Annotated in this window: 18 protein-coding genes; 11 read left to right on the top strand and 7 right to left on the bottom strand. The window is 63.2% G+C overall.

Annotated features, from left to right (window positions below):
- Window positions 1-16: 16 nt before the first annotated feature.
- The 6 genes from SB772_RS36090 to SB772_RS36065 all read right to left on the bottom strand — a co-directional run bounded on the left by SB772_RS36090 (window position 17) and on the right by SB772_RS36065 (window position 8,184).
- Complete coding sequence (locus tag SB772_RS36090; RefSeq protein ID WP_410837901.1) at window positions 17-1,729, bottom strand: FAD-dependent oxidoreductase; 1,713 nt, start codon at window positions 1,727-1,729, stop codon at window positions 17-19.
- A gap of 86 nt (window positions 1,730-1,815) precedes the next feature.
- Window positions 1,816-2,808 (bottom strand): DedA family protein/thiosulfate sulfurtransferase GlpE, encoded by a 993-nt coding sequence (locus tag SB772_RS36085; protein WP_410837900.1) that lies wholly within the window; start codon window positions 2,806-2,808, stop codon window positions 1,816-1,818.
- Window positions 2,809-3,187: 379 nt separating this feature from the next.
- A complete protein-coding gene (locus tag SB772_RS36080; RefSeq protein ID WP_007178686.1) occupies window positions 3,188-3,439 on the bottom strand; it encodes a hypothetical protein in 252 nt (83 codons plus the stop codon).
- A 316-nt stretch (window positions 3,440-3,755) separates the two neighbouring features.
- Window positions 3,756-4,349: a DinB family protein gene (locus SB772_RS36075; RefSeq protein WP_410837899.1), complete on the bottom strand. Its 594-nt coding sequence runs from the start codon at window positions 4,347-4,349 to the stop codon at window positions 3,756-3,758.
- Window positions 4,350-4,959: 610 nt separating this feature from the next.
- Window positions 4,960-6,504, bottom strand: a complete 1,545-nt coding sequence (locus SB772_RS36070) for a diguanylate cyclase domain-containing protein (protein WP_410837898.1) — start codon at window positions 6,502-6,504, stop codon at window positions 4,960-4,962.
- Window positions 6,505-6,783: 279 nt separating this feature from the next.
- A complete protein-coding gene (locus SB772_RS36065; RefSeq protein WP_410837897.1) occupies window positions 6,784-8,184 on the bottom strand; it encodes a GntP family permease in 1,401 nt (466 codons plus the stop codon).
- Window positions 8,185-8,485: 301 nt separating this feature from the next.
- Here SB772_RS36065 and SB772_RS36060 point away from each other — a divergent pair, with 301 nt between their 5' ends.
- The 10 genes from SB772_RS36060 to SB772_RS36015 all read left to right on the top strand — a co-directional run bounded on the left by SB772_RS36060 (window position 8,486) and on the right by SB772_RS36015 (window position 18,685).
- Window positions 8,486-9,958, top strand: coding sequence for a sigma-54 interaction domain-containing protein (locus tag SB772_RS36060; RefSeq protein ID WP_410837896.1), 1,473 nt, complete (start codon window positions 8,486-8,488; stop codon window positions 9,956-9,958).
- 76 nt (window positions 9,959-10,034) lie between these two features.
- Window positions 10,035-10,295 (top strand): hypothetical protein, encoded by a 261-nt coding sequence (locus SB772_RS36055; protein ID WP_410837908.1) that lies wholly within the window; start codon window positions 10,035-10,037, stop codon window positions 10,293-10,295.
- Between the two features lie 512 nt (window positions 10,296-10,807).
- Window positions 10,808-11,011: a hypothetical protein gene (locus SB772_RS36050; RefSeq protein ID WP_410837895.1), complete on the top strand. Its 204-nt coding sequence runs from the start codon at window positions 10,808-10,810 to the stop codon at window positions 11,009-11,011.
- Window positions 11,012-11,140: 129 nt separating this feature from the next.
- Complete coding sequence (locus tag SB772_RS36045) at window positions 11,141-12,340, top strand: serine hydrolase domain-containing protein (protein ID WP_410837894.1); 1,200 nt, start codon at window positions 11,141-11,143, stop codon at window positions 12,338-12,340.
- A gap of 138 nt (window positions 12,341-12,478) precedes the next feature.
- The gene (locus SB772_RS36040; RefSeq protein WP_410837893.1) at window positions 12,479-12,769 is read left to right on the top strand and encodes an H-NS family nucleoid-associated regulatory protein; all 291 of its coding nucleotides are present in this window, start codon (window positions 12,479-12,481) and stop codon (window positions 12,767-12,769) included.
- A gap of 614 nt (window positions 12,770-13,383) precedes the next feature.
- Window positions 13,384-13,908, top strand: coding sequence for a formaldehyde-activating enzyme (gene fae, locus SB772_RS36035; protein ID WP_410837892.1), 525 nt, complete (start codon window positions 13,384-13,386; stop codon window positions 13,906-13,908).
- A 43-nt stretch (window positions 13,909-13,951) separates the two neighbouring features.
- Window positions 13,952-14,989, top strand: a complete 1,038-nt coding sequence (locus SB772_RS36030; RefSeq protein ID WP_410837891.1) for an aldo/keto reductase — start codon at window positions 13,952-13,954, stop codon at window positions 14,987-14,989.
- Window positions 14,986-16,392 carry an NAD-dependent succinate-semialdehyde dehydrogenase gene (locus SB772_RS36025; protein ID WP_410837890.1) on the top strand — a complete coding sequence of 469 codons (1,407 nt, stop codon included), beginning with the start codon at window positions 14,986-14,988 and terminating at the stop codon, window positions 16,390-16,392. Before SB772_RS36030 ends, SB772_RS36025 begins: the two co-directional genes overlap by 4 nt.
- Before the next feature lie 157 nt (window positions 16,393-16,549).
- Window positions 16,550-16,702: a hypothetical protein gene (locus SB772_RS36020; RefSeq protein WP_410837889.1), complete on the top strand. Its 153-nt coding sequence runs from the start codon at window positions 16,550-16,552 to the stop codon at window positions 16,700-16,702.
- A 381-nt stretch (window positions 16,703-17,083) separates the two neighbouring features.
- A complete protein-coding gene (locus tag SB772_RS36015) occupies window positions 17,084-18,685 on the top strand; it encodes a peptide chain release factor 3 (RefSeq protein ID WP_410837888.1) in 1,602 nt (533 codons plus the stop codon).
- A gap of 181 nt (window positions 18,686-18,866) precedes the next feature.
- On the opposite strand, the gene SB772_RS36010 is transcribed toward SB772_RS36015, so the two are convergent.
- The gene (locus tag SB772_RS36010; RefSeq protein WP_410837887.1) at window positions 18,867-19,736 is read right to left on the bottom strand and encodes a LysR family transcriptional regulator; all 870 of its coding nucleotides are present in this window, start codon (window positions 19,734-19,736) and stop codon (window positions 18,867-18,869) included.
- Between the two features lie 367 nt (window positions 19,737-20,103).
- Here SB772_RS36010 and SB772_RS36005 point away from each other — a divergent pair, with 367 nt between their 5' ends.
- Entirely contained in the window at window positions 20,104-22,557 is a 2,454-nt protein-coding gene (locus SB772_RS36005) for a GNAT family N-acetyltransferase (RefSeq protein WP_410837886.1), read from the top strand.
- The last annotated feature ends 45 nt before the right edge of the window (window positions 22,558-22,602 follow it).

Genomic DNA, 22,602 nt, shown 5'->3' with positions numbered 1-22,602 from the left:
CGAAGCGCGAGCCGGTTCAGGCGCCCAGAGCGACTGCCTCGCCCGCCGATACCGCCAGAAACTGATGGATCTGCGAGACCACGGCTGCGCCTTCCCCGACTGCCGCGGCGACCCGTTTGGTCGACCCGGCGCGCGCATCGCCGATCGCGTATACACCTTCGACGGTCGTGCCGAGATCGCAGGTCGATGCGCCGTCGGCGCTGATGCCAGTCAGCACGAAGCCCTTGGTGTCGAGTTCCACGCCGCAGGTGCGCAGCCAGTCGGTATTCGGGTCCGCGCCGGTAAAGAGGAACAGGTGCCGCGTGTCGAACCGATCGGTGCCGTCGGGCAACGGCTTCTTCAATGCCACCGACGCGAGGCCGCTTTCATCCGCGTCGAGCCTGCCGATCTCCGAGTTGGGATGCACGAACACATTCGGCAGCGAGCGGATGCGGTCGATCAGGTAGCGCGACATGGTGGCTTCAAAGCCGCTCCGGCGAATCAACACGTGGACTTTGGCGGCGTGCGTCGCCAGATAGACGATCGCCTGGCCCGCCGAGTTGCCGCCGCCCACCAGCACGATCTCCGCGCGCTTGCACAGCTTGGCTTCGACCGGCGACGCCCAGTAATAGACGCCGCGCCCGTCGAGGCGTTCGAGGCCTTCGAGTTCGGGGCGCCGGTACACTGCGCCGCTCGCAATCACGATCGCGCGGGCAGCGATGTGGCCGCCGCACTTGAGTTCCAGCCGATGCGGCGACTCCGCGCAATGCAGCGCCTTGACGTGGACCGGAATCGCGACATGCGCGCCGAACTTCTGCGCCTGCACGAACGCGCGGCCCGCCAGCGCCTGGCCGGAGATGCCGGTCGGAAAGCCGAGATAGTTTTCGATTCGCGAACTGGCGCCCGCCTGGCCGCCCGGCGCGCGGCTGTCGAGCACGATCACCTGCAGTCCTTCGGACGCCGCATACACCGCGGTGGCGAGGCCTGCGGGGCCGGCGCCGACGATCGCGACGTCGTACACGACCGAATCGTCGAGATCGGGCAGCAAGCCGAGACAGCTAGCGAGTTCCGGCATGCTCGGATGGCGCAGCACCGAGCCGTCCGGGCAGATGACCAGCGGCAGGTCTTCTTTTTGCGCGGCGAACTGTTCGATCAGACGCAGCGCGTCTTCGTCGCGCTCGTCGATCACCGAATGAGGATGGCCGTTGCGCGACAGGAAGCCTTGCAACAAAACGAGCCGCGAGTCGGTGCTGTTGCCGATCAGGATCGGGCCGCCCGCGCCTTTTTCGATCAGCGCGACGCGGCGCAGGATCAGCGCTCGCATGATGCGCTCGCCAAGTTCGGCTTCGGCGACGATCAGCGCGCGCAGCTTGGCCGGCGGGATCAGCAGCGCGTCGACCGGACCGAGCGCCATGCCGTTGACCAGCGCGGGCCGTCCCGACAGTTGCCCGACTTCGGCGAGAAAGTGCCCGGCGCCATGTTCGGCGATCGAGACTTCACGTCCGATGCCGTCGCGCTGATACACCTTTACGCTCCCGTTCAGCACCACGAACATGCCGGGGCCGGTATGGCCGGTCTCGAACAGCAGATCGCCGGCCTCCCAATGGTGTTCTTCGCCGAACCGGCGCAGGCGCTTGATTTCCTCCGACGTAAGTTCCGGAAACATCTGGTGCTTGCGCGTCGCGAGCGACGAAAACGGCGCATCGGCGACTACGGCTTGTTGTCCTTCAGCTTCTTGAGTCGAAAGCATTGAACCGCTCCTTCTGTCTTCATCCTGATTGTTCGACGGCGAAGCGGCGCGGGCGCACGATGGCGCTAATGCGGGTGCGCGCTGCGCTACACGGCCTTCGGCGCGATATCGTCGACCGCCACGTCCGGCGGCGGCGTATCGGGCAGCGCTTCCACCGCCTTGCCCGAGTCGCGCCAGGCTTCCATGCCGCCGCGCAGCGGCAGCACATCGGCGAAGCCGGCTTCGTTCATCTGCTTGGCCATCCATGCCGCGGAAATCTCGTTCGGGCACGAACAGTAAATCACCACCTTCTGATCGCGCGGGTACTTCGCGACGATCTCGTCGAGTTGCCGCTCGTCGGCGAAGAGCGAGCCCGGAATCACGAACGGATCGAGCTTACGCTTTTCATGCGAACGGATATCGAACAGCACCGGCGTGCGGCCGGCCGCGACCAGTTTCGCCAGCTCGTCGACTTCGATTCGCGCGGACGCGAGCTTCGAAATCAGTTGGCGCCGGCGCATCCAGCGATAACCGGCGTACAACAGCAGCAAAGCGACGGCGACCAGCGCAGCCGTACGGCCGAGGCGCCCGGCGGCGGCGAACAGCATGTCGATCTGCTTCGCGAACAGCGCGCCGACGATCAGACCCGTGCCGGACCATAAAGCGGCGCCGACGCTGTCATATGTGAGGAACGTGCGGTAGCGCGTGCCCATCGCGCCGGCCATCGGAATCGACACGATCGACAGGCCCGGGACGAACTTTGCCACGGCTAGCACGCGCACGCCCCAACGTCCGAAAAATCGTTCTGTCTTTTTCACGCAAGTGTCGCGCGACAGCGAAAGGCGGCAGATCGCCTTCAGCGTGTTGCCGCCGTATAGACGCCCGGCGAGATACCACGCGCTGTCGCCGATCAGCGTGGCGAATATCGACAGCACGAGCACGGGCATCAATTGCGTGCCCACCGAGCCGGGATGCATCGCGGCCATCGCGCCGAACAGGACGAGCGACGGCATTGCCGGGACAGGCAGCCCCAGGGAGGCGGCCAGCACATTGGCGAAAATGAGTGCCGGCCCGTATTGCTCGACGAGATCATGTAGCATCGGCTTACATCCGCAGCCCTTTCAGGAACGGAATAGGTGGGGGAAACAATAGAGAATGCAAGGATTATGGACGCATTTTCAATACGTGCAAACGCTCAGCAACGATACCTGTTATTCGGGTGCGGCAAGTGCTGATGCGGCGCGCCGATTGACCGTCCGGCCGGACCTCCGCCGATTAAAACGGGTATTAAAAAGGTGAATAACTTGAGGTAAGGCCTGCTCGGCGCGCGTGCGCAGCGGCAGTGAAAGCCAGTCGCGAAAGCGAATTAAAAGCGGCGAATTAAAAGCGCGCGTGGATCAGATCGAAATGAATTGAAGCGCGCGGTGGCGCGTGGCCACCCGGCACCCGCGAGACAGCGCGATGCCGGGCGCCAGAGCGTTATTGACGATGATTGTGCTGTTCGCCCGGCAACTCCGCGCCATGCGCGCGAATCGCCGCAATCAGTTCCGCAGGCGTGATTTCGTAGCGCACTTCGCGGTGAATGCCTGGCTTGCGCTCATCGACTTCGATCAGAAGAATGCCTTTGCCGTCTTCTGTCGATTCGAGGCGCAGCGAGCGGAGTTCGCGCGCCGTTGCGTCGTCGTATTCGGTGAGCAGGGCCATTGACCCGGAGGACCCGGTAGTGCGCATCGAGGTTGTCCTTGTTCCGTTGTTGATCGAACCAATTGTACGGGCAGGATGGAGCGCCGTCTGTCGTGCCGCGCTCACATCGGGATATCCGCCCGTTCATTCAACTGCCTGCGGGTGCCGCCCTGCGCGCCCTCTTGCGGGTCGCACGGAGCCGCTCGCCGCGCGGTGCGTGCTGCGCCGCGATGATAGCCAGTTTAACGCGACTCTTCGCAACGGCGGATGCATTTTTCGTGCCCTGCGGCGGTGCAATCCTTCTTCCTGGCTGTCATGTTGCTGACGCGCGCTTCGGTTAGCAAGTTTGCGGACCTGTTTTGATTTATCGCGGCGATCCCGGCGGCTCGTTCAGGCTAGCCAACTCACGCAGGTCGGGCGCGCGCAGCGGCGCGTCGGCGGCGAGGAAAAACTCGTCGAGCTGAGGCGGGGCGGCGGTGGTGCCGCTCAACATCGCGTGCGCCTGGCCGCGATGATGGATCTGATGGACGAAAACATGCGGCAATACGCTGCCGATCTTTTCGCGCTGCACGCCGACAGCCGGGCCGCGGTCGATCCGCACGTCGCGTTGTAAAGCATCGTCGGTCAGCGATTCGCAGAAGGCCAGCAATTGCCGGTCGCTCTCTACTTGTGCATCCCGCAGGTCGGCTGCGCGCGGATAGGGCAATTCGTTGTCGAAAATGGTGAGCCCCTTGCCGCCGTCGACCAGCGCGTCGAAGTAATACCGATCGACCAGCAGAATGTGATTCAACGTGAGCTGCAACGACGGAAAGAAACTCACCCTGCGCCCGGCGAAGGCCTCATCGGTCAGCGTGAGACAGGCGCGGTACAGGCGCAGATTCGACCACGCGTTGTTGCGCGCCATGGCGGTGTAGTGGGAAGACAGCGGATTGATGTGCGGCGCATCGGAAGCGGTCACGTCAGTCTCCGGTGATGGTGGATCGTGTTGCCTGCACCTCGCAAGGCTTACTGGCAAATGCGGGCGAATGCAGGCGCAGTCTGCCTAGCGTAGCATCGCTTCGCGCCGGGTGCGCCTCGGTGCCGCGCCGTGCCGGGTTACAGCGACGCGCCAAACCCGTGCCGATTGCTCCCGTATTTCCTCACCGTTTGCACGGCTGCCTCGATCGACGGCTACGCTCAGCCGCGAGCACGGCCTCAAGGTTCGCCACCGAACAAGCGACCAGGAAACAACGGGCAGAAAACGGACAAAGAACGAGCAGAAAACGGGCAAAAAAAATAGCCCGTCCAGAAAGGGACGGGCCACTAAACGCCGTTGTTACTCGGGTCAGCCAGCCCACACAATCCACTGGGCGCTGACGGTTCCATCCTGGTGTGTCAATACCGGGCTGTCGAGGTGGGAGTAACGCCGATCTATCAGATCAATGTCGTGTCTATCAGATCGATGTCGTTTCTTCCTGCTCGATATCGCGCGCGATGGCGTGTGCAGCATTGCGCGAGACTTCGTGTGCCTCCGCGCGCGCCTGATTGTGCGCGGCGGCCTGGCGCTTAGCCGTTAATGCAGGGATGCTTTATGCGTGATGAATACTCGCGGTGACCTCCGTACTCGAGAAGCGATACGTACCCTTGCCGGCTTCCTTTGCGTCGTACAACGCCGCGTCGGCGCGCTTCATCAATCGTTCGAAGGACTCGCCGCTCACCGCGAACGCGATGCCGATGCTGGTGCCGATGCTGACTGCATCGCCTGTCGATAGCCAATACGGCCTGGCGATCTGGCGGATAACGCGTTGAGCGAGTGCGACGGCGCCGGACGAGGTTGCATTCTCGAAGACAACGGCGAACTCATCGCCGCCGAGTCGCGCCACCAACTCCTCACATTGAAGCAACTCCCTCAACCGGTCTGCAACGGTGACCAGTACCTCGTCTCCGGCATGATGACCGAACCGGTCGTTGACCTGTTTGAAGCCGTCCAGGTCGAGACACATTACCGCCACTGCCGCTTCGCGGTTCGACGCGCAACGGCGGAGAATCCCTTCAATCTCGTCGCGCAGTTCGCGGCGATTGGGAAGACCCGTGAGCGGGTCGTGACGCGCCAGATAGAGGATTTTCGCTTCGGACTCCCGGCGCTCCGTGACGTCTTCGATAATGATGACAGCGCTTCCATCCGGTACCGGGTTTCGGGTCATCTCGAGCTGGCGGCCGTCGTTGAGTTCCATATCGAAGGGACTCCCTTCATTTGCTAGCCATACGGCGCACTGCTCGACAAGTTGCCTTCTGAGCGTTTCTCCAAACTTCGCCAGTCCCACGTGGCCGATAAACTCAGGGAGCGGGACGTTGAGCTTCAACATTTCGACAGTCGCGCCGAACAGATCGGCGGTTCGGCGGTTGGCAATAATCACCTTGCCGGCGCTATCGATCGTGCATAGCCCGTGAGGCATATGCGCCAAGGCGGCGTCGAATCGGGCTGCAAGTTCAGCATGCCGCTGTTCCGCCGTCATCAGGGCAACGAGCACCTCGTAGTGTCGGCGGACAACCGAAGCCATTGCGGCGATGTACATGAGGACCGGCGGCACGAGAATCCACGACCCGCTGCGAGGCGCGAGCAGCGCGCCCAGCGCAATGGGCGATGCGCCCAGGCAAATCTGTGCGATGGCCAGACGGGGCAACGCCGCATTTCTCGACGCGATGCCGCCGAGAATTCCGGCGGTTACCATGACGGCGAGCGAGGCTAACTCCGCATCCGCGGACATGACACACGCCATCGTCCCGATGCCGAACAGGAAGCAGGCCAGCAGCGAAACCGGTGCGTAGTGCATTGCCCACGGACCGGGATGAGCCGCTTCTGTCCGGTTGCGCACGACGTAAGCACGGGCGATGCCGAGCCGTGCGGCGAGGAGGCATAGATCCGCTATCAGCCATAGAGCCGCCCACATCTGATGCAGACGGACGAGGGCAACGAACGCAACAAATGCACTGGCGAGGCCCGACAGGAGCAGTGGCCGCGTACGCTCAAACAAAGTCGATAGCAGTGACGCCCGGAGTGCGGCTGTCACTCGTCCGTGACCCGACGACGGCGTCGCAAGAATTGAATCGAGGATGAACGTCCTGCCTGACATGGTGTGCCCGCGCAGTGAAGGTTAGTTTCCGGGCCGCGTCGATTGACGGCCGCTCCCTGCGTTTACGGCGGGAGCGGCTGTTTTCTTGATGAGTGTAGCTACTTATTCCGCATGCCGGGCTATTCATCTGATCAATACGCGACCGGTCGGCTCTTCTCTTATATTTCCGGTCGACTGCGACGTGCTGTCCGCCATCAACCTGTTCACCGGGCACGGGCCGCGTCGGAAAGGGTCGGCTGCGGGTTTTTGCGCCAACAACGCCCGCAGCTTATCGGGCAATCAAACCAAGCCGGTCATGTAATACACCGAGATCACAAAGAACACCGCCAGCGTCTTGATCACCGTCACCGCGAAGATGTCGCGATACGACTGGCGGTGCGTCAATCCCGTCACCGCCAGCAGCGTGATCACCGCGCCGTTGTGCGGCAGCGTGTCCATGCCGCCGCTCGCCATCGCGACGACCCGGTGCAACACTTCCATCGGGATATGCGCGGCTTCCGCGCCCTTGATGAACACGTCGGACATGGCCGCGAGCGCGATACTCATGCCGCCCGACGCCGAACCCGTGATGCCCGCCAGCGAGCTCACTGAAACGGCTGCATTGACGAGCGGATTCGGAATGCTCTTCAACGCGTCGCTGACCACCAGAAAACCGGGCAGTGCGGCGATCACACCGCCGAAGCCATACTCCGACGCGGTGTTCAACGAGGCCAGCAGCGCGCCCGCCACCGCCGCCTTGGTGCCGATCGCAAAACGCTCGCGCACGCGGCCGAACGCCGTCACCACGACCATCACGACACCGAGCAGCAACGCGCCTTCGACGGCCCAGATTGCAACCACGCTCTTGATCGTTGTCGTGACCGGTGCATGGACGCCCGGCAGGATGTCCGGTGCGACCGTATACGACGCGCCGTACCAATTGGGAATCCAGCGGGTCAGCAGGAAGTTCGCCACGCCGACCAGAATGAGCGGCGCGACCGCCAGCAGCGGATGCGGTAGTTGCTTCGATTCGACGCGCTCCGGTTCGTTGACGAGATTGGTGCCGTAACCTTCGCCGGTCGCCATTGCGGCACGGCGGCGCCATTCCAGATAGGTCAGCCCGACCACGATGATGAACAGCGAGCCGATCACGCCGAGCGTCGGCGCGGCCCAGGACGTCGTCTTGAAGAAGGTGGTCGGGATGATGTTCTGGATCTGCGGCGTGCCCGGCAGCGAATCCATCGTGAACGAGAACGCGCCGAGTGCGATCGCGCCAGGCATCAGGCGCTTCGGAATATTGCTCTGGCGGTACAGCTCGGCCGCGAACGGATACACCGCGAACACCACCACGAACAGCGACACGCCGCCATAGGTGAGCAGCGCGCACACCGCGACGATCACCGCATTGGCGCGCGAGCGGCCGATATAGCGAATCGCCGCGGCCACGATCGACTCCGAGAAACCGGACAATTCGATGACCTTGCCGAACACCGCGCCCAACAGGAACACCGGGAAGTAGAGCTTCACGAAGCCGACCATCTTCTCCATGAAGATGCCAGAGAACACCGGTGCGACGGCGGCGGGTTCGGTCAGCAGCACCGCGCCGAGCGCGGCGATCGGGGCGAAAAGAATGACGCTGTAGCCGCGATAGGCGGCAAACATCAGAAACGCCAGTGCGGCGAGGACGATGACAAAGGACATTGAGTCTCCAAAGCTTGGTTGTTCTACGTGTACGCCGTCCCGAGGGTGCGACGGCCCGGCGCCCGCGAGCGCAGGTTCCGTGCCACGCACGCCGCAGCGGCCCGCTGCCTGATTCCGCAGACCAAAGCTCGAAACGTGACGCGGCCGATTGTACCCAAACGTCTCTAAAGCTGGACGCAAAATAAGCCGACCTGGGTAAACTCCTTATGTGGCGGGATTGCTGGCGATCTCTCCGTTGAGATAAGCTTGTCTACCAAACGAGACAAGCACAAATAAAACGTTAGCCGGAGACAGCGACACCATGATGAACGACTGGGCGGGCCTGCCCGCCGCCTACGGCGACGTGCTGCGCCGGGCGATGGACTCGCTTTTCCGTACATTCGAAAATTTCAGCGAAGGCACTTTCATTGTCGATGCCGACGCACGCGTCGTATGGATCAACAAGCGCTATGCGGCGCGTTTCGGCTTTTCGGATCCGCAGCAGGCCATCGGCCGCGATTGCGAAGCGGTGATTCCCAACAGCCTGATGCGCGAGGTCGTGAAGACCGGCAAGCCGATTTTGCTCGACATCCTCGAAACGGACCGCGAGCCGCTCGTCGTCACGCGGCTGCCGCTGAAAGACGATGCGGGCGAAACGGTCGGCGCGGTCGGTTTCGCGTTGTTCGATGAACTGAAAGCGCTGACCCCGCTTTTTTCCCACTATTCGCGGGTACAGGAGGAGCTGATTGCGACGCGTCAGTCGCTGGCGCAGGCGCGGCGGGTCAAATACACATTCGGCAGCTTCGTCGGCACCAGCGCGGCCAGTCTCGAAGTGAAGCGTCAGGCGCGCCGGGCGGCGCGGGTCGATTCGCCGGTGCTTCTGCTCGGCGAAACCGGCACCGGCAAGGAACTGCTGGCGCACGCGATCCACGCCGGATCGGCGCGGGCGAATCAGCCGCTCGTCACCGTCAACGTCGCGGCGATTCCGGATACCTTGCTCGAAGTCGAATTCTTCGGCGCGGCGCCCGGCGCGTACACCGGCGCCGATCGCAAGGGCCGCGTCGGCAAGTTCGAACTCGCGAATGGCGGCACGCTGTTTCTCGACGAAATCGGCGACATGCCGCTGCACTTGCAAGGCAAGCTGCTGCGTGTGCTGCAAGACAAGGAGTTCGAACCGCACGGCTCCAACCGGATCGTGCGCACGGACGTGCGGATCATTGCCGCGACCTCGGCCGATTTGCCGGCGCTGGTCGCGGCCGGGCGCTTTCGCGCGGACCTGTTCTACCGTCTGAACGTGCTGACGATCCATGTGCCGGCGTTGCGCGAGCGTCTGTCCGATATCGAAGCGCTTGCCTACGCGATGCTCGAGGATCTGTCGATGCAAGCGCGCGGCGGCAGTCACTTCGAATTGCCGGACGACGCGCTGCGGCTGCTGTGTTCGTACAGATGGCCCGGCAATGTGCGGGAATTGCGCAATACGCTGGAACGCGCCGTGATGCTGTCGGACAGCGAGCGCATCGACGCGCGCGCGTTGGCGCCGTTCATCGGTCCGGCGCATGGGGTCTCGCGCCAGCCGCGCGAGTTCGATATGACGACTGGCGCGCGCGCCTCGGCTGAAACGGCCGCTGCGCCCGGGCGGCCATTGTGGAGCGATGCTATGGCGGCGTTCGAGAAACGCTTCCTGAGCGACGCATTGCACGCCAATGGCGGGCGCGTGCTCGAGACGGCGGCGCAGATCGGCATGGGCCGCGCGACGCTTTATAAGAAGATCGCGGCTTACGGCATCGAGGTGTGAAGACATCGACTGACGCAGCGCAATTTGCGCATGGCACAATCGCGTGATCGAAAAACAAGAAGCGATCGGGGTTTCAATGAAACGCAGTCTTTCCTCTTTTGCGCGCCGGACTTGCGCGGCGCTGGCCGTGGCCGGGATCGCCGTGCTGAGCGGTTGCAGCAGCAGCGCGCCGCTGTTTCTCCCGGACGGCCGCGCCACTACGCTGGTCCAATGCCCGGCTGGCTCCGACTCCTGCGTGCAGCAGGCGCGCGCGAGTTGCGGCGGCGCGTTCGACGTGGTGCGCCAGTCCACCGACCGCGGCACGTTCAACCTGATTTACGCCTGCCGGGCGAAATAACCATGCGCCAGCCTGCGGCTGGCTCGGTTTGCTTCACCCCTTCCTCCATTTAGAACCTGCCAGTCGGCCCGCGACGGCGGGCGTCTCCATTCCGGTGAGTGAGTGCTGGCTTCAGCTTGATCTGGGTCAATTCAGCTGGCCGGTGCCTGTCGATAAGCACATTCTCGTCATAAAGATCTGTATTTAATGCGCATTGGCTGATGGTCGGTGATGCGCAATGGATTTTAATGAACGCTTTCGCATTATTTCTTTCGCCGTCCCCGCCAGAATTGGCGGCACTCGGGTTTTCCGATAAGCCGAGTCGGTGCGCCATCTAACGGAACGCGAACGTTAGTCGCAGTATCCTCGTTCTGGCGGCTTGCAGATTAATGCGGCACGCATGTTCTGCCGGTTGGGGTCGGCAACTAGTAGTTAAGAATAAGAGCGATTTTTCGTCTCGAACAATACTGTGGCTCAATTGCGGCACGTTTTATGCTAAGCGATTGTTTTGATTTGGCTTTCCGGGGAAAGAGATGAATCACCACCAACTCGAAAGAGATATTGAACATCTTGAACACGTAATCTCGCACATTTCCGCCGAAGATCGCATCCCGCTGTCATATTGGCGAAACCGGATCGATTCGGTGTCTGGCGCGGTGCTGGTGCCGGCACAGGCTTCCCGCGTGAAACGGCTCAATGCCGCGCTGCTGGCATTGGAGGAACGGCAGAAAGCCTGACCGCGCGCGGTAGTGGATGGCCGCATACGGCCTCTGATCGGGTAGCATTTTTCGCAAAATAGCGGAACATGGTGCGCCAACGCAAAACGGCGCGCCAGACGAACCCACATTCACCGATTCAGGACGATCATGCATCCAGCAGGACTTTCAGCGGCTCGGCTGACGGCGCTCACGAACGCCATGCAAGGCTACGTGGAACGGGGCGAGGTGGCGGGTGTCGTTTCGCTGGTCTGGCGGCGCGGCGAAATCGGCTACTTCGAGCCGCTCGGCTGGCGCGACGAAGCCGGGCAGTTGCCGATGGAGCGCGACACGCTGTTTCGCATTGCTTCGATGACCAAGCCGGTCACCAGCGCGGCGATCCTGATGCTGATCGAAGAAGACCGGCTTGCACTCGACACGCCGCTCTCACAGTGGCTGCCGGAGTTAGCCGCGCCACGCGTGCTGCGCGACCCGGCCGGCCCGCTCGACGAAACCGATGCAGTCCGGGCTCCGCTTACCGTGCTCGATCTGCTGACGCATCGCGCCGGTTTCGCGTATCACTTCACTGCCACCGGGCCGCTTGCCGAGGCGTACGCGTCGGCTTTCAACGGTCTTGACGCACGCGGGGACGCAAATGCCTGGCTGGCTCGCATGGCCGGCTTGCCGCTGATGTTCCAGCCTGGCTCGCGCTGGCATTACGGCATCGCAACCGACGTGCTCGGCGTGTTGATCGAGCGTGTCAGCGGCATGTCGCTCGGCGAGTTCTTCCGGACTCGGATCTTCGAGCCGCTCGGCATGCGCGATACGGCTTTCTGGGTGCCCGACGCGCAGCTTGAGCGGCTCGCGACGGCTTACGGTGTCGAGCAGGGCACGCGGCGGCGCTTGGTCGAGGATCATCCGACGGCGAGCCGTTGGGCGAATCCCGCACGATTTCAGAGCGGCGGCGGCGGGCTCGTTTCGACGGCGCAAGACTACTTGCAGTTCGCGCAACTGCTGCTCGGGCGTGGACGGGTCGGCGCTACGCGGTTGCTCTCGCATCGCTCGGTCGACTTGATGCGCTCGAATTTTCTCAGCCGGGACCAGCGCCGCGTGCCTGCGTTCGGGCATGTGCTATGGGCAGGCCAGGGATTCGGACTTGGGCTGTCCATCGTCGACGATCCGGCGCAGCAGTTGCCGCTCGGTTATCGCTCGATGGGTTCGTTCGGCTGGCCGGGCGCGTATGGCACCAGCTGGTTCGCCGATCCGGTGGAAAACCTGATCGGCCTGATGCTGATCCAGCGCCGCGCAGTCGAACCGTTCCCGATGTCAGTCGATTTCGAGCGGCGCATATACGATGCAATTGACGATTGAGTGTGCCGGTTCCTCCCGCTCGCGGCCTTGGTGGGTACGGGGCCGCGGGTCTCCCCGCGCGGGCCGCTCTATCCGGTGCTTTTTTCGTCTGATAGGGTCACACTGCATGCAGTTAGTCAAACCGATCGGAGCACTGTCATGGCCTCGTACAAGCAGTTGACTGCCCAGCTCGAAAAACTCCACAAAGAAGTCGCGCTGGCGCGTGAGAAGGAAATCGCGCAGGCGATCGCCGACATCAAGCAAAAGGTCGCTGAATACGACTTGACCGCGGAAGAACTGGGCTTTTCGAGCAAGCGTGCGGCGGTGCGCAAATCGGCCTCGGTGGCCAAGTATCGCAACCCGAAAACGGGCGAGACGTGGAGTGGTCGTGGACGCTCGCCCAACTGGCTGGCGGGCAAGAATCGCGAGCGTTTCCTGATCGAAGCCTGAAGTCCTGCACTGCATGGCGGGTTCGCCCGCAACGCGGCTGTTTCTCTCAAGTGAACCTGTGCGTACTTTTTTTCGCACCGCAGCAGTGGTCCCGAAAACGCTCACCTTTCGCGTGAGCCTGAGTTGCGATGCATGGGTTTTTCCGTGCGCCTTGCGCGAGACCTAGTTTGTTCGGTGAACCTGGCGTTGGTGTTTCGCGCACCTCGCGCAAGCGATCGATCGCGCGGATCGCAGCCATACCTGAATCTCCCGCATAACCCGCGTCGGCCTTTGGCAGCAAGCGTTTCCGGGCTTTGCGAAGCATCGCGCCGGCTATCTATTGCTGATTGCGGCGCATCTTCCATGGACACCGGCGGTCTGCCGGACTTGCGCATTGCCGGTGCGTAAGCAAGGTTCGGTGTGTTCACCTTTGATCGCGATTCGATGTCGGCAATCGTGGGTCCCGAAAATTCTCACCTTTGCGTTCGTGGCGCTCTTCCGAGCGTTCCGATTGATCCGCTCGGGACAAACCCGGAGTTGAGTTCGCCTCATACCCCGCATCAAAACTCATCGATACATGGTCGCGGATGCCGAACAGCACAATCGGTCATCCACTCAACCCCGACGGAAAGACCATGAGCGTATCGACGGACAAACAACTCTTTATCGGCGAAGGATTCGAAGGCCCGGGCGTCAACCTCGCGCATATCAACGTACTGGTCGGCCCGCGCAATGGGCCGGCAGGTCAGGCCTTCGCCACCGCGTTGGCGACGCCTTCCGCGGGTCATGCGCCGTTTGTCGTCATCGCACGGCCGGGCGTGCCGACCAAGCCGATGACGTTATACGTGAACAAGGCGCAGATCGACGGCGACTTCCACGGCAACGCGACGTGGGGCGCCTCGCAAGCCGGCATCGCGAAGGCCGTGGCCGAGTCGCTGGAGAACGGCACGCTGCCGCCCGAAGCGGAAAACGATTGGGTGGTGGTGTCGGCGAATTGGGTCAACCCGAACACCGACGATCTCGACGCCGTATTCGAGAACAACTACCGCGCATGCAAGAACGCGATCCTCGCTGCAATGAAGGGCTTGCCGCATCGCGATGAAGTGTTCGCCGCCGCGCGCGATGTGTCGAACCCGTTCTATACGCCCAAACAACGCTAAGACGTGCAAGCGCATCGTGCGCGATCAGGAAGGAGACAACGCTATGGAATACATTCGCCTCGGCCAATCCGGCCTGAAGGTTTCTCGTCTGTGCCTCGGCACGATGAACATGGGCACGCCGCAATGGAAGCCGTGGATTTTCGACGAAGCGCAAAGCGAGCCGATCGTGCGCCACGCGCTGGACGCCGGCGTGAATTTCATCGACCTCGCCGACTTCTATTCGACCGGCGTCGGTGAAGAAGTGGTGGGCCGCATTTTGAAGCGCATCGCGCGTCGCGAGGAAATCGTCGTGACGACCAAGGTCGGTTACGACATGGGCGCGTATCAGAACGCAGGCGGCCATTCGCGCAAGCACGTCATGGATGCCGTCGATGCATCGCTGACGCGCCTCGGTATGGATTACGTCGATATCTACATGCTGCATTTCTTCGATGTGAACACGCCCGTCGAAGAAACCATGGGTGCGCTGAACGATATCGTGTGCGCGGGCAAGGCTCGCTACATCGGCGTATCGACGATGTACACGTGGCAGTTCGCGAAGATCATGCAAGTGTGCGAGCGCAACGGCTGGCACAAGCCGATCAACATGCAATTGCAGTTGAACCTCGCGTACCGCGAGGAAGAGCGCGAAATGATGCCGTACTGCCAGGATCAGGGTGTGGGCGTGTCGGTATTCAGTCCGCTTGCGCGCGGCCTGCTGACCTGCGAGCCGAATTCGACGCGCAACCAGACCGATTTCTTTACCGCGCAAATGTACGGCGATACGGCGTCGCGTGAGATTGCCGCGTCGGTGGCGCGCGTGGCGGCTCGGCGTGGTGTGTCGGCTGCGCAGATCGCGCAGGCGTGGGTGCTCAATCACGGGGGTGTGGCAAGCATGCTGGTCGGCGCGGATACACCGGCGCAATTCGACAGCGCGCTAGCCGCGCTCGGCACGAAGCTCAGCGCCGACGAGCTCTTCGAACTCGAACGCAACTACACACCGTGCGATCTGATCAATGACTACACCGCGGGTAAGCGCATCGCCCGCGAAGCGCGGCTTGCGCAAGGCGTGTTTGTCGATAACCTGGAGAAGGCAGCATGAACGAATTTCTTCGAACCGGACATTACATTGGCGGCGAGTGGTACGAAAGCGCGAGCACGTATCCCGTTCTGAATCCCGCGACGGGCGAGGTCATTGCTCAGGTCGCGAGAGGCGGCGCCGCGGAAACGACGCAAGCCGTCGCCGCGGCGGAGCGAGCCTTTCCGGCGTGGCGCCTGGTAACAGCCAGGGAACGTGGCGCGCGTGTCAGACGCTGGGGCGAGTTGATGCTCGAGAACCGCGAGGCACTCGCCGAACTGCTGACGCGCGAGCAAGGCAAGCCGCTTGCCGAAGCGCGTGGCGAAGTCGGCTATGCGGCGAGCTTCCTCGAATGGTTCGCCGAGGAGGCCAAGCGCAATTATGGCGACGTGATGCCGAGCCCGAATCCGCACGCGAAGATCATCGTGACGCGCGAACCGGTCGGCGTGGTCGCGGCCATCACGCCGTGGAATTTCCCGCTCGCGATGATTACGCGCAAGGCCGGCCCGGCGCTCGCGGCAGGCTGCACGATGGTGCTCAAGCCGTCCGAAGAAACGCCGTTGTCCGCGTTCGCATTGGCGGTGCTGGCAGAGAAGGCGGGCATTCCGCCGGGCGTGTTCAACATCGTCTCCGGCGACGCGGTGGCGATCGGCGGCGTGCTGACCGGATCGGAGGCGGTGCGCAAGCTGTCGTTCACCGGCTCGACGCGCGTCGGCAAACTGCTCGCGAAGCAGTCGGCGGATACGTTGAAGAAGCTGTCGCTTGAACTAGGCGGCAATGCGCCCTTCATCGTATTCGACGATGCGGATATCGACGCCGCCGTGCAAGGCGCAATGGCGTCGAAATTCCGCAACACCGGACAGACCTGCGTATGCGTGAATCGCTTCTACGTGCAGGACGGCATCTACGATGCGTTCACGCAGGCGCTGACACAAGCCGTGCGGAAGATGCGCGTCGGTAACGCGCTGCAAGGCGAGGTCGAGCAAGGTCCGCTGATCAACCCGGCGGCGCTGAAGAAGGCGGAAGCGCACGTCGCCGACGCGTTGCAAAAAGGCGCGAAGATTTTGACGGGCGGCAAACCGCACGCGCTAGGCGGCACGTTCTATGAGCCGACCGTGCTGATCGACGCATCGAAGTCGATGCTGATTGCTGCGGAAGAAACCTTCGGCCCGGTGGCTGCGTGCTTCCGTTTCAAGACTGAGGACGAAGCCATCGCTGCGGCCAACGACACGCCGTTCGGCCTCTCCGCGTATTGCTACACGCGCGATCTTGCTCGCGCATGGCGTGTCGGCGAAGCGCTGGAGAGCGGGATGGTCGGCATCAACGAGGGCATTTTGTCGACCGAAGTCGCGCCGTTCGGTGGCGTCAAGCAATCGGGCCTTGGTCGCGAAGGCTCGCTGCCGAGAGTGGCGGCCTGGAAATCCTGATTGCTCACGCTGTCTCCTTTGTTGTGTGAGCAGCCCTTGCGTGGCCGGTGGATGACCGGCTTCAGATACGCAGGGCTGCATCGTCCGCCTCTCGCACGCGCGACTCGAAGCGGACACATAAACGCTCGATGCAAGAACGAGGGCTAGCGCGCCCACTTTGCCGCCCGCAGCGACAGCGCCTGCGCACGGCCTCATTCCGCTCGACGACGTTCCGCTGAACGCGTTCCACATCAAGATCGCCGGGTTGACGTCGATTGCGTGGGCGCCTGAGACGAAGCATCTGACGTTGAACGAAGCCAGCGGCGCATAGTCCGCGGTTAGCGCTATATAGAAACCCCGCAGTATCGGCAACGATGCGGCGGGGTTTCTTTTACTGTGCGAGAACTTGGTGAAATGACCCCAGGCCGCTTTCGGAAAAGTCTCCATGGCCGATCGCTCATGTGGCCCCAACTCCATTTCCATACGTCCATCCCCATGACGTGTATCATTCGTTCCCTGCGCTGTTCTGTGCCGGCAATTCCCGTATCTTCAAACGCTCGTTCGTAACCTGGTTACGACGCGGCGGACTTGCCGCGTGAAGCGGGTCCCGGACCGGCTCCCGCAGTTCGGCGCCGCCGCGCCAGACATGGCAGACCAGAGGCCACACGCTTCTGAAGACCGCCTGAACCTCTATCCGTGACCGCCAGATCCGATGTCAGTCTCCGAACTCAAACGCCGCCGCACGTTCGCGGTCATTTCCCACCCGGACGCGGGCAAAACCACGCTCACTGAAAAGCTGCTGCTGTTCTCGGGCGCGATCCAGATCGCCGGTACCGTGAAGGGCCGCAAGAGCAATCGTTACGCGACCTCGGACTGGATGGAGATCGAAAAGCAGCGCGGCATTTCCGTTGCCAGTTCGGTCATGCAGTTCGAGTACGGCGACGCCGTCATCAACCTGCTCGACACCCCGGGCCACGAAGACTTCTCGGAAGATACCTACCGTGTGCTGACCGCGGTCGACGCCGCCGTGATGGTGATCGACGGCGCCAACGGTGTCGAAGCGCAAACGCTCAAGCTGCTCGAAGTCTGCCGCAGCCGCAAGACGCCAATCGTCACCTTCATCAACAAGCTCGACCGCGAAGTGCGCGAGCCGCTCGAACTGCTCGATGAAATCGAGCAGCATCTGGGCGTCGCCGCCGTGCCGTTCACGTGGCCGATCGGCATGGGCAAGGAATTCCAGGGCGTCTACGACATCCAGCGCGATCAGGTGCGCCTGTTCCGCGCCGGGCAGGATAAGGCCGGCGGCGAGGTCGAAATGCTGCAAGCGCTCAGCGACGAAGAAGGCGAACGCCGCTTCGGTCATAGCTGGATCAAGGCGAAGGAAGAAATCGACCTGATCACCGGCGCGTCGCCGGACTTCGATCGCGAGCAATTCCTCGCCGGGCAGCAATCGCCGGTGCTGTTCGGCTCGGCGATCAATAACTTCGGCGTGAAGGAAATTCTCGACGCGCTGGTCGATCTGGCGCCGCCGCCGTCGATGCGCATGACCGTGCAACGTCCGGTGATGCCGGACGAGCCGAAGTTCACCGGCGTCGTCTTCAAGGTGCAGGCGAACATGGACCTCGCGCACCGCGACCGCGTGGCGTTCATCCGCGTGTGTTCGGGGCATTTCGAACGCGGCATGGCGGTGAAGGTGACGCGCACGAACAAGACGTTCCGCGCGAATAACGTAGTGACGTTCCTTTCGCAGCGTCGTGAGACGGTCAGCGAGGCGTATCCGGGCGACATCATCGGTATCCCGAATCACGGCACGCTGAGCCTCGGCGACACGCTGACCGAAGGCGAGCAGTTGCAGTTCGTCGGCTTGCCGTTCTTCGCGCCGGAAATTTTCCAGACGGTCGAGGTGGTGGACCCGATGCGCGCCAAGCAACTCGGCGAAGCGCTGAAACAGCTCGGCGAAGAAGGCGCGATTCAGGTGTTCCGTCCGGAAGTCGGCGGCTTGATGATTCTTGGCGCGGTGGGTCAACTGCAGTTCGAAGTGGTGTCGCACCGCTTGTCGACGGAATACAAGGTCGACGTGCGGATGGCGCCGGCGCGCTATCGGATGTCGCGCTGGGTGACCTGCGACGATGCGGCCGAATTGCGCCGGTTCACCGATTCGTACGCGGCGCGGATCGCGCTCGATGCGTCGGATGCACCGACGTATCTGGCCTCGCATGTGTCGGAGATCGAAGTCGCGCAGAAGGCCTGGCCGAAGATTGTCTTTAATGAATTGCGTGAGCACTCGGGCGCGCCGTTCAAGAAGGCGATGTAACTTCGTCCTGCCGCGAGCGCCTGGTGCTTGCGTCGTTAGACGAATAAAAAAGCCGCGTTTTTGAACTGCGCCCAAAAGTCGGGCATCTGTCCACTTTGCGGGGTCAGTTCATTTTCGACGCGGCTTTTTTCGCCTCTGCATTGCTGCTCGCCGCGCCGTGCGGTATACCACCTCACTCCACTCACTCCATCTTCAAAACCTCTTCCCGCATCCAGCTGGCAAACGCCTGCACATGCTCAAGCGCCGCGTGGCGTTGTGCCACGTCGAGCCAGTAGCCAAAGGGACCTGCCACTTCGATATCGGAGAACCGCGCCAGACTCCCGTCCGCCAGTTCCTCGACGATCATGTTCCGATCGACCACCGCCAGCCCCGCGCCTTTACGCGCGGCGCGGATCGCCTGCTCCAGTGTAGAAAACTCGATGCCGTTTTCCGCGTAGCGCGCAGGCAGGCCCGCCTTCGCCAGCCAGTTCGGCCACAGGTCCAGGCGGGCATCGTTATGCAGCACGTGCAACGCGGGCAGATGCTCGAGCAGCATGTCCAGTGATTCACCGAGCAGTCTTGGCGCGCCGACCAGTACGTGGCGCTCGGTCATCAGCAATTCGGAATGTGCACCCGCCAGCACGTCGCGGCCGAAGCGGATATTGCAGTGACAGTCTTCCGTAGGCGAGGTGCGAACGGACAGTTCGACATCGGGCAATTCGTCGCCCAGCGAACCGAGCCGCGGCGAGAACCACTGCGTCGCAAAGGTCGGCGGCACGGCGACGACGAGACGCCGCCGGCCTTCGGCCGCGGTGATCTGACGGAAGCCGCGTTCGGTCGTGTCGAAAGCGTCGGAGAAACAGGGCAGCAATTGCACACCGGCCGGCGTCAAGCGGATGCCCTTGTGATCGCGCTCGAATAGTTTCGCGCCGATCGATTCCTCGAGCAGCTTGATCTGCCGGCTCACCGCGCCCTGCGTCACGCACAGCGCAGTAGCCGCGCGATTGAAGCTCATATGACGGGCGGTTTCTTCGAAAAAGCGCAACGCGATCAGCGATGGCAGGCGCCGCATAAATCACCTTCTGTCTCTTTGATCATCCGGTGCAGGCCGTAGGTGTCGTGCCAGGACCGCGGAATTTATGTTCGTGCTGCGTGGCTGGCTGCGAGTTGTCTCCGACGCACCATGCATGCAGGCAATGATCAGCCGGCAATTCTGAAGCAAAGGTGCCGCGCAGCATGTCAAGGATTGTCGCATTTCGGCTCGTTATTTTGCTTAAGTGCGCTAAAAAAATTCCGATGCACGTTGGCTCGCATCAAGCGGAATGTCGCGCGCATCGCGCCATCCATTCAGAAGCACCGCGCAAGCCCTCGACTTCGCCTATCCTGACGAAGACGCGCGCCGCGCCGCCGGCGCGCCCTTTTCAATCTGCGGAGCGCCCGTGACCGTTCGTAATCTCGACGCCTTGTTCCGACCTCAATCCGTCGCCGTGATCGGCGCCTCCGAGCGACCGGGCAGCACCGGCGCGATGGTGTGGGCGCGCGTGCTGGAAGGCGGTTTCGGCGGTCCCATCTGGCCGGTCAATCCGAAATACGACACGCTCGGCGGCCGCGCGGTTATCGGCGATGCCGGCGATCTGCCGCAAGCGCCTACCGTCGCGCTGATCTGCACGCCGCCCGATACCTGGCCTGGCATCATTCATCGGCTTGGCGGTTTGGGCACGCGCGCGGCGATCATCGTCGGCGGAGTGCGAACCGATGACGACCGGCTCGCGCTGCGGCACGCGCTGTCGGCGGCGCGCCCGCATCTGCTGCGTATCGTCGGGCCAAGCAGTCTGGGCGTGGTGTCGCCGGCGCTGCGCGCGCATTTCGGCGCGCCGTCGTGCACGGTGAAGGCGGGTGGCGTCGCTTGGGTCTCGCAGTCGAATGCGCTGACCAACGCGGTGCTCGGCTGGGCGCACGCGCGCGGACTCGGGTTTTCGCACGCGGTGGCGCTGGGCGGCGAGGCCGACGTGGATGCCGGCGACGTGCTCGATTACCTGGCGAGCGACCCCGGCACGCGCGCCATCCTGCTCGAACTGGATACGGTGCGCGCGGCGCGCAAGTTCATGTCGGCGGCTCGTGCGGCGGCGCGCAACAAGCCGGTGCTGGCGTTGCGCTCGGGCCGCGCCGATCCCGCCGACGCGCTGTACACCGCCGCATTCCGTCGCGCAGGCATGGTGCGCGTCGATGCGCTCGACGATCTGCTCGACGAAATCGAAACCCTCGGTGTGGGCCGAGTCGCGGCGGGCGCAACGGCGACGCTGATCACCAGCGACCGCGGCCTCGCGACGCTCGCCTGCGACGCTTTTGCGGCAGCCGGCGACACGCTCGCGCCGTGGCCCGCCGAAGCCGACGCGGCGCTAACCGAAGCACTGCAATACGCGGTGGCGGGCAACCCGCTGCAACTCGGCGACGACGCCCGTCCCGAGCATTTCGGCACCGCGCTGAAAATACTTGCCGAGCATCGCAGCACGGGCACGGCGTTCGTGGTTCACGCGTCGACGCACGGCGCGCCGGTCGGCGAGGTCGCGCAGGCGTTGATCGCGAATCAGCGCTTCGCCTATCGCGGTTTGCTTGCGTGTTTTTTCGGCGGCGTGGATGCGGCCACGCGCGACGCGCTGCATGCGCAAGGCATTCCGGTTCATACGACGCCGCAGCGGCTCGCGCGTGCGTTCGCGCGGTTGGTCGATTACCGGGTGGGCCGCGAATTGCTGATGCAAACGCCGGAAGGATTGCCGGCGCAGATTCCCGAAGCGATCGACGCGGCGCAGACGCAGGCGCGCGCCGCGATCGCGGCAGGTGAGCACCAACTAACCGGGGAAGCGGCGGCGCGCCTGCTTGAGCACTTCGGACTGCGTGTCGAGCAGCACGGGCAAGGACAGGCGGAAAAGCACTTGGAACAGCCAGTTGATCCCTGCGCGGACCAGGCCGCCACGCAGGCTAGACAACCGGTCGTCGACCTCGCCGTCGAACTTCACGACGACGACAACTTCGGTCCCGTTTTCCGCTTCACGGCACCGTCGGCGGATGGCGTATCCGAACCACTGCGGGTCTACGGTTTGCCGCCGCTCAACCCGATGCTCGCGCGCGACATCGTCGCACGTTCGCGTTATGCGCGTCTGGTCGAGCCGGAGCCGGCATTGGCCGCGTTGACGGCGCTCTCGCAGGCGGTGTGCGACGTCAAGGAGATCGTCGGCCTCACGCTGACGCTGCGGGTGTTCAGCGACCACGTGGTGGTCGTCGAGCCGACCCTGAGCATTGCAGCGACGCGCAGCCGGCTCGCGATCGTGCCGTATCCCCGCCGCTTTGAAGAGACGCTCGACTGGCAAGGCCTGCGGGTGACGGTACGGCCGATTCGCCCGGAAGACGAAGCCGCGCATCACGATTTCGTCGAAGCGATGACGCCCGAAGACTTACGCCTGCGGTTCTTCGGCGCGGTCGGCAGCTTCGACCATTCGCAACTCGCGCGGATGACGCAGATCGACTACGACCGCGAAATGGCGCTGATCGCGACAGTGGCAAGCGAAGAGGGCTTTACGCGGACGCTGGGCGTGGTGCGGGCGGTGGCCGATCCCGATAACGAAACGGCCGAATTCGCCGTCGCGGTTCGCTCGGACCAGAAAGGCCGGCGTCTCGGGCAATTGCTGATGGACCGGATCATCAGGTACGCGCGGGCGCGCGGCATACATTGGCTGGTCGGCGAGGCGTTGCGCGAGAACGGTCCGATGATCGCGCTGGCCAAATCCAGCGGGTTCACCATCACGCAGACGGACGATCCGGGCGTGGTCGGTTTTAGGATGGCGTTGGATGAAACCGCCCAGGAAAGCGCAGAGGCGGCGCGCGGCAAGCATTGAACCGGAGAGGAGCATCGTCACCGCCCGCGCCGATCAATCGGCTGA

Origin of the sequence: Paraburkholderia sp. SIMBA_030 (assembly GCF_046535245.1) — a bacterium.
GTDB lineage: Bacteria > Pseudomonadota > Gammaproteobacteria > Burkholderiales > Burkholderiaceae > Paraburkholderia.
Note: the sequence above shows the minus strand (reverse complement) of the source record. Positions and strands in the feature narration are given on the sequence as shown.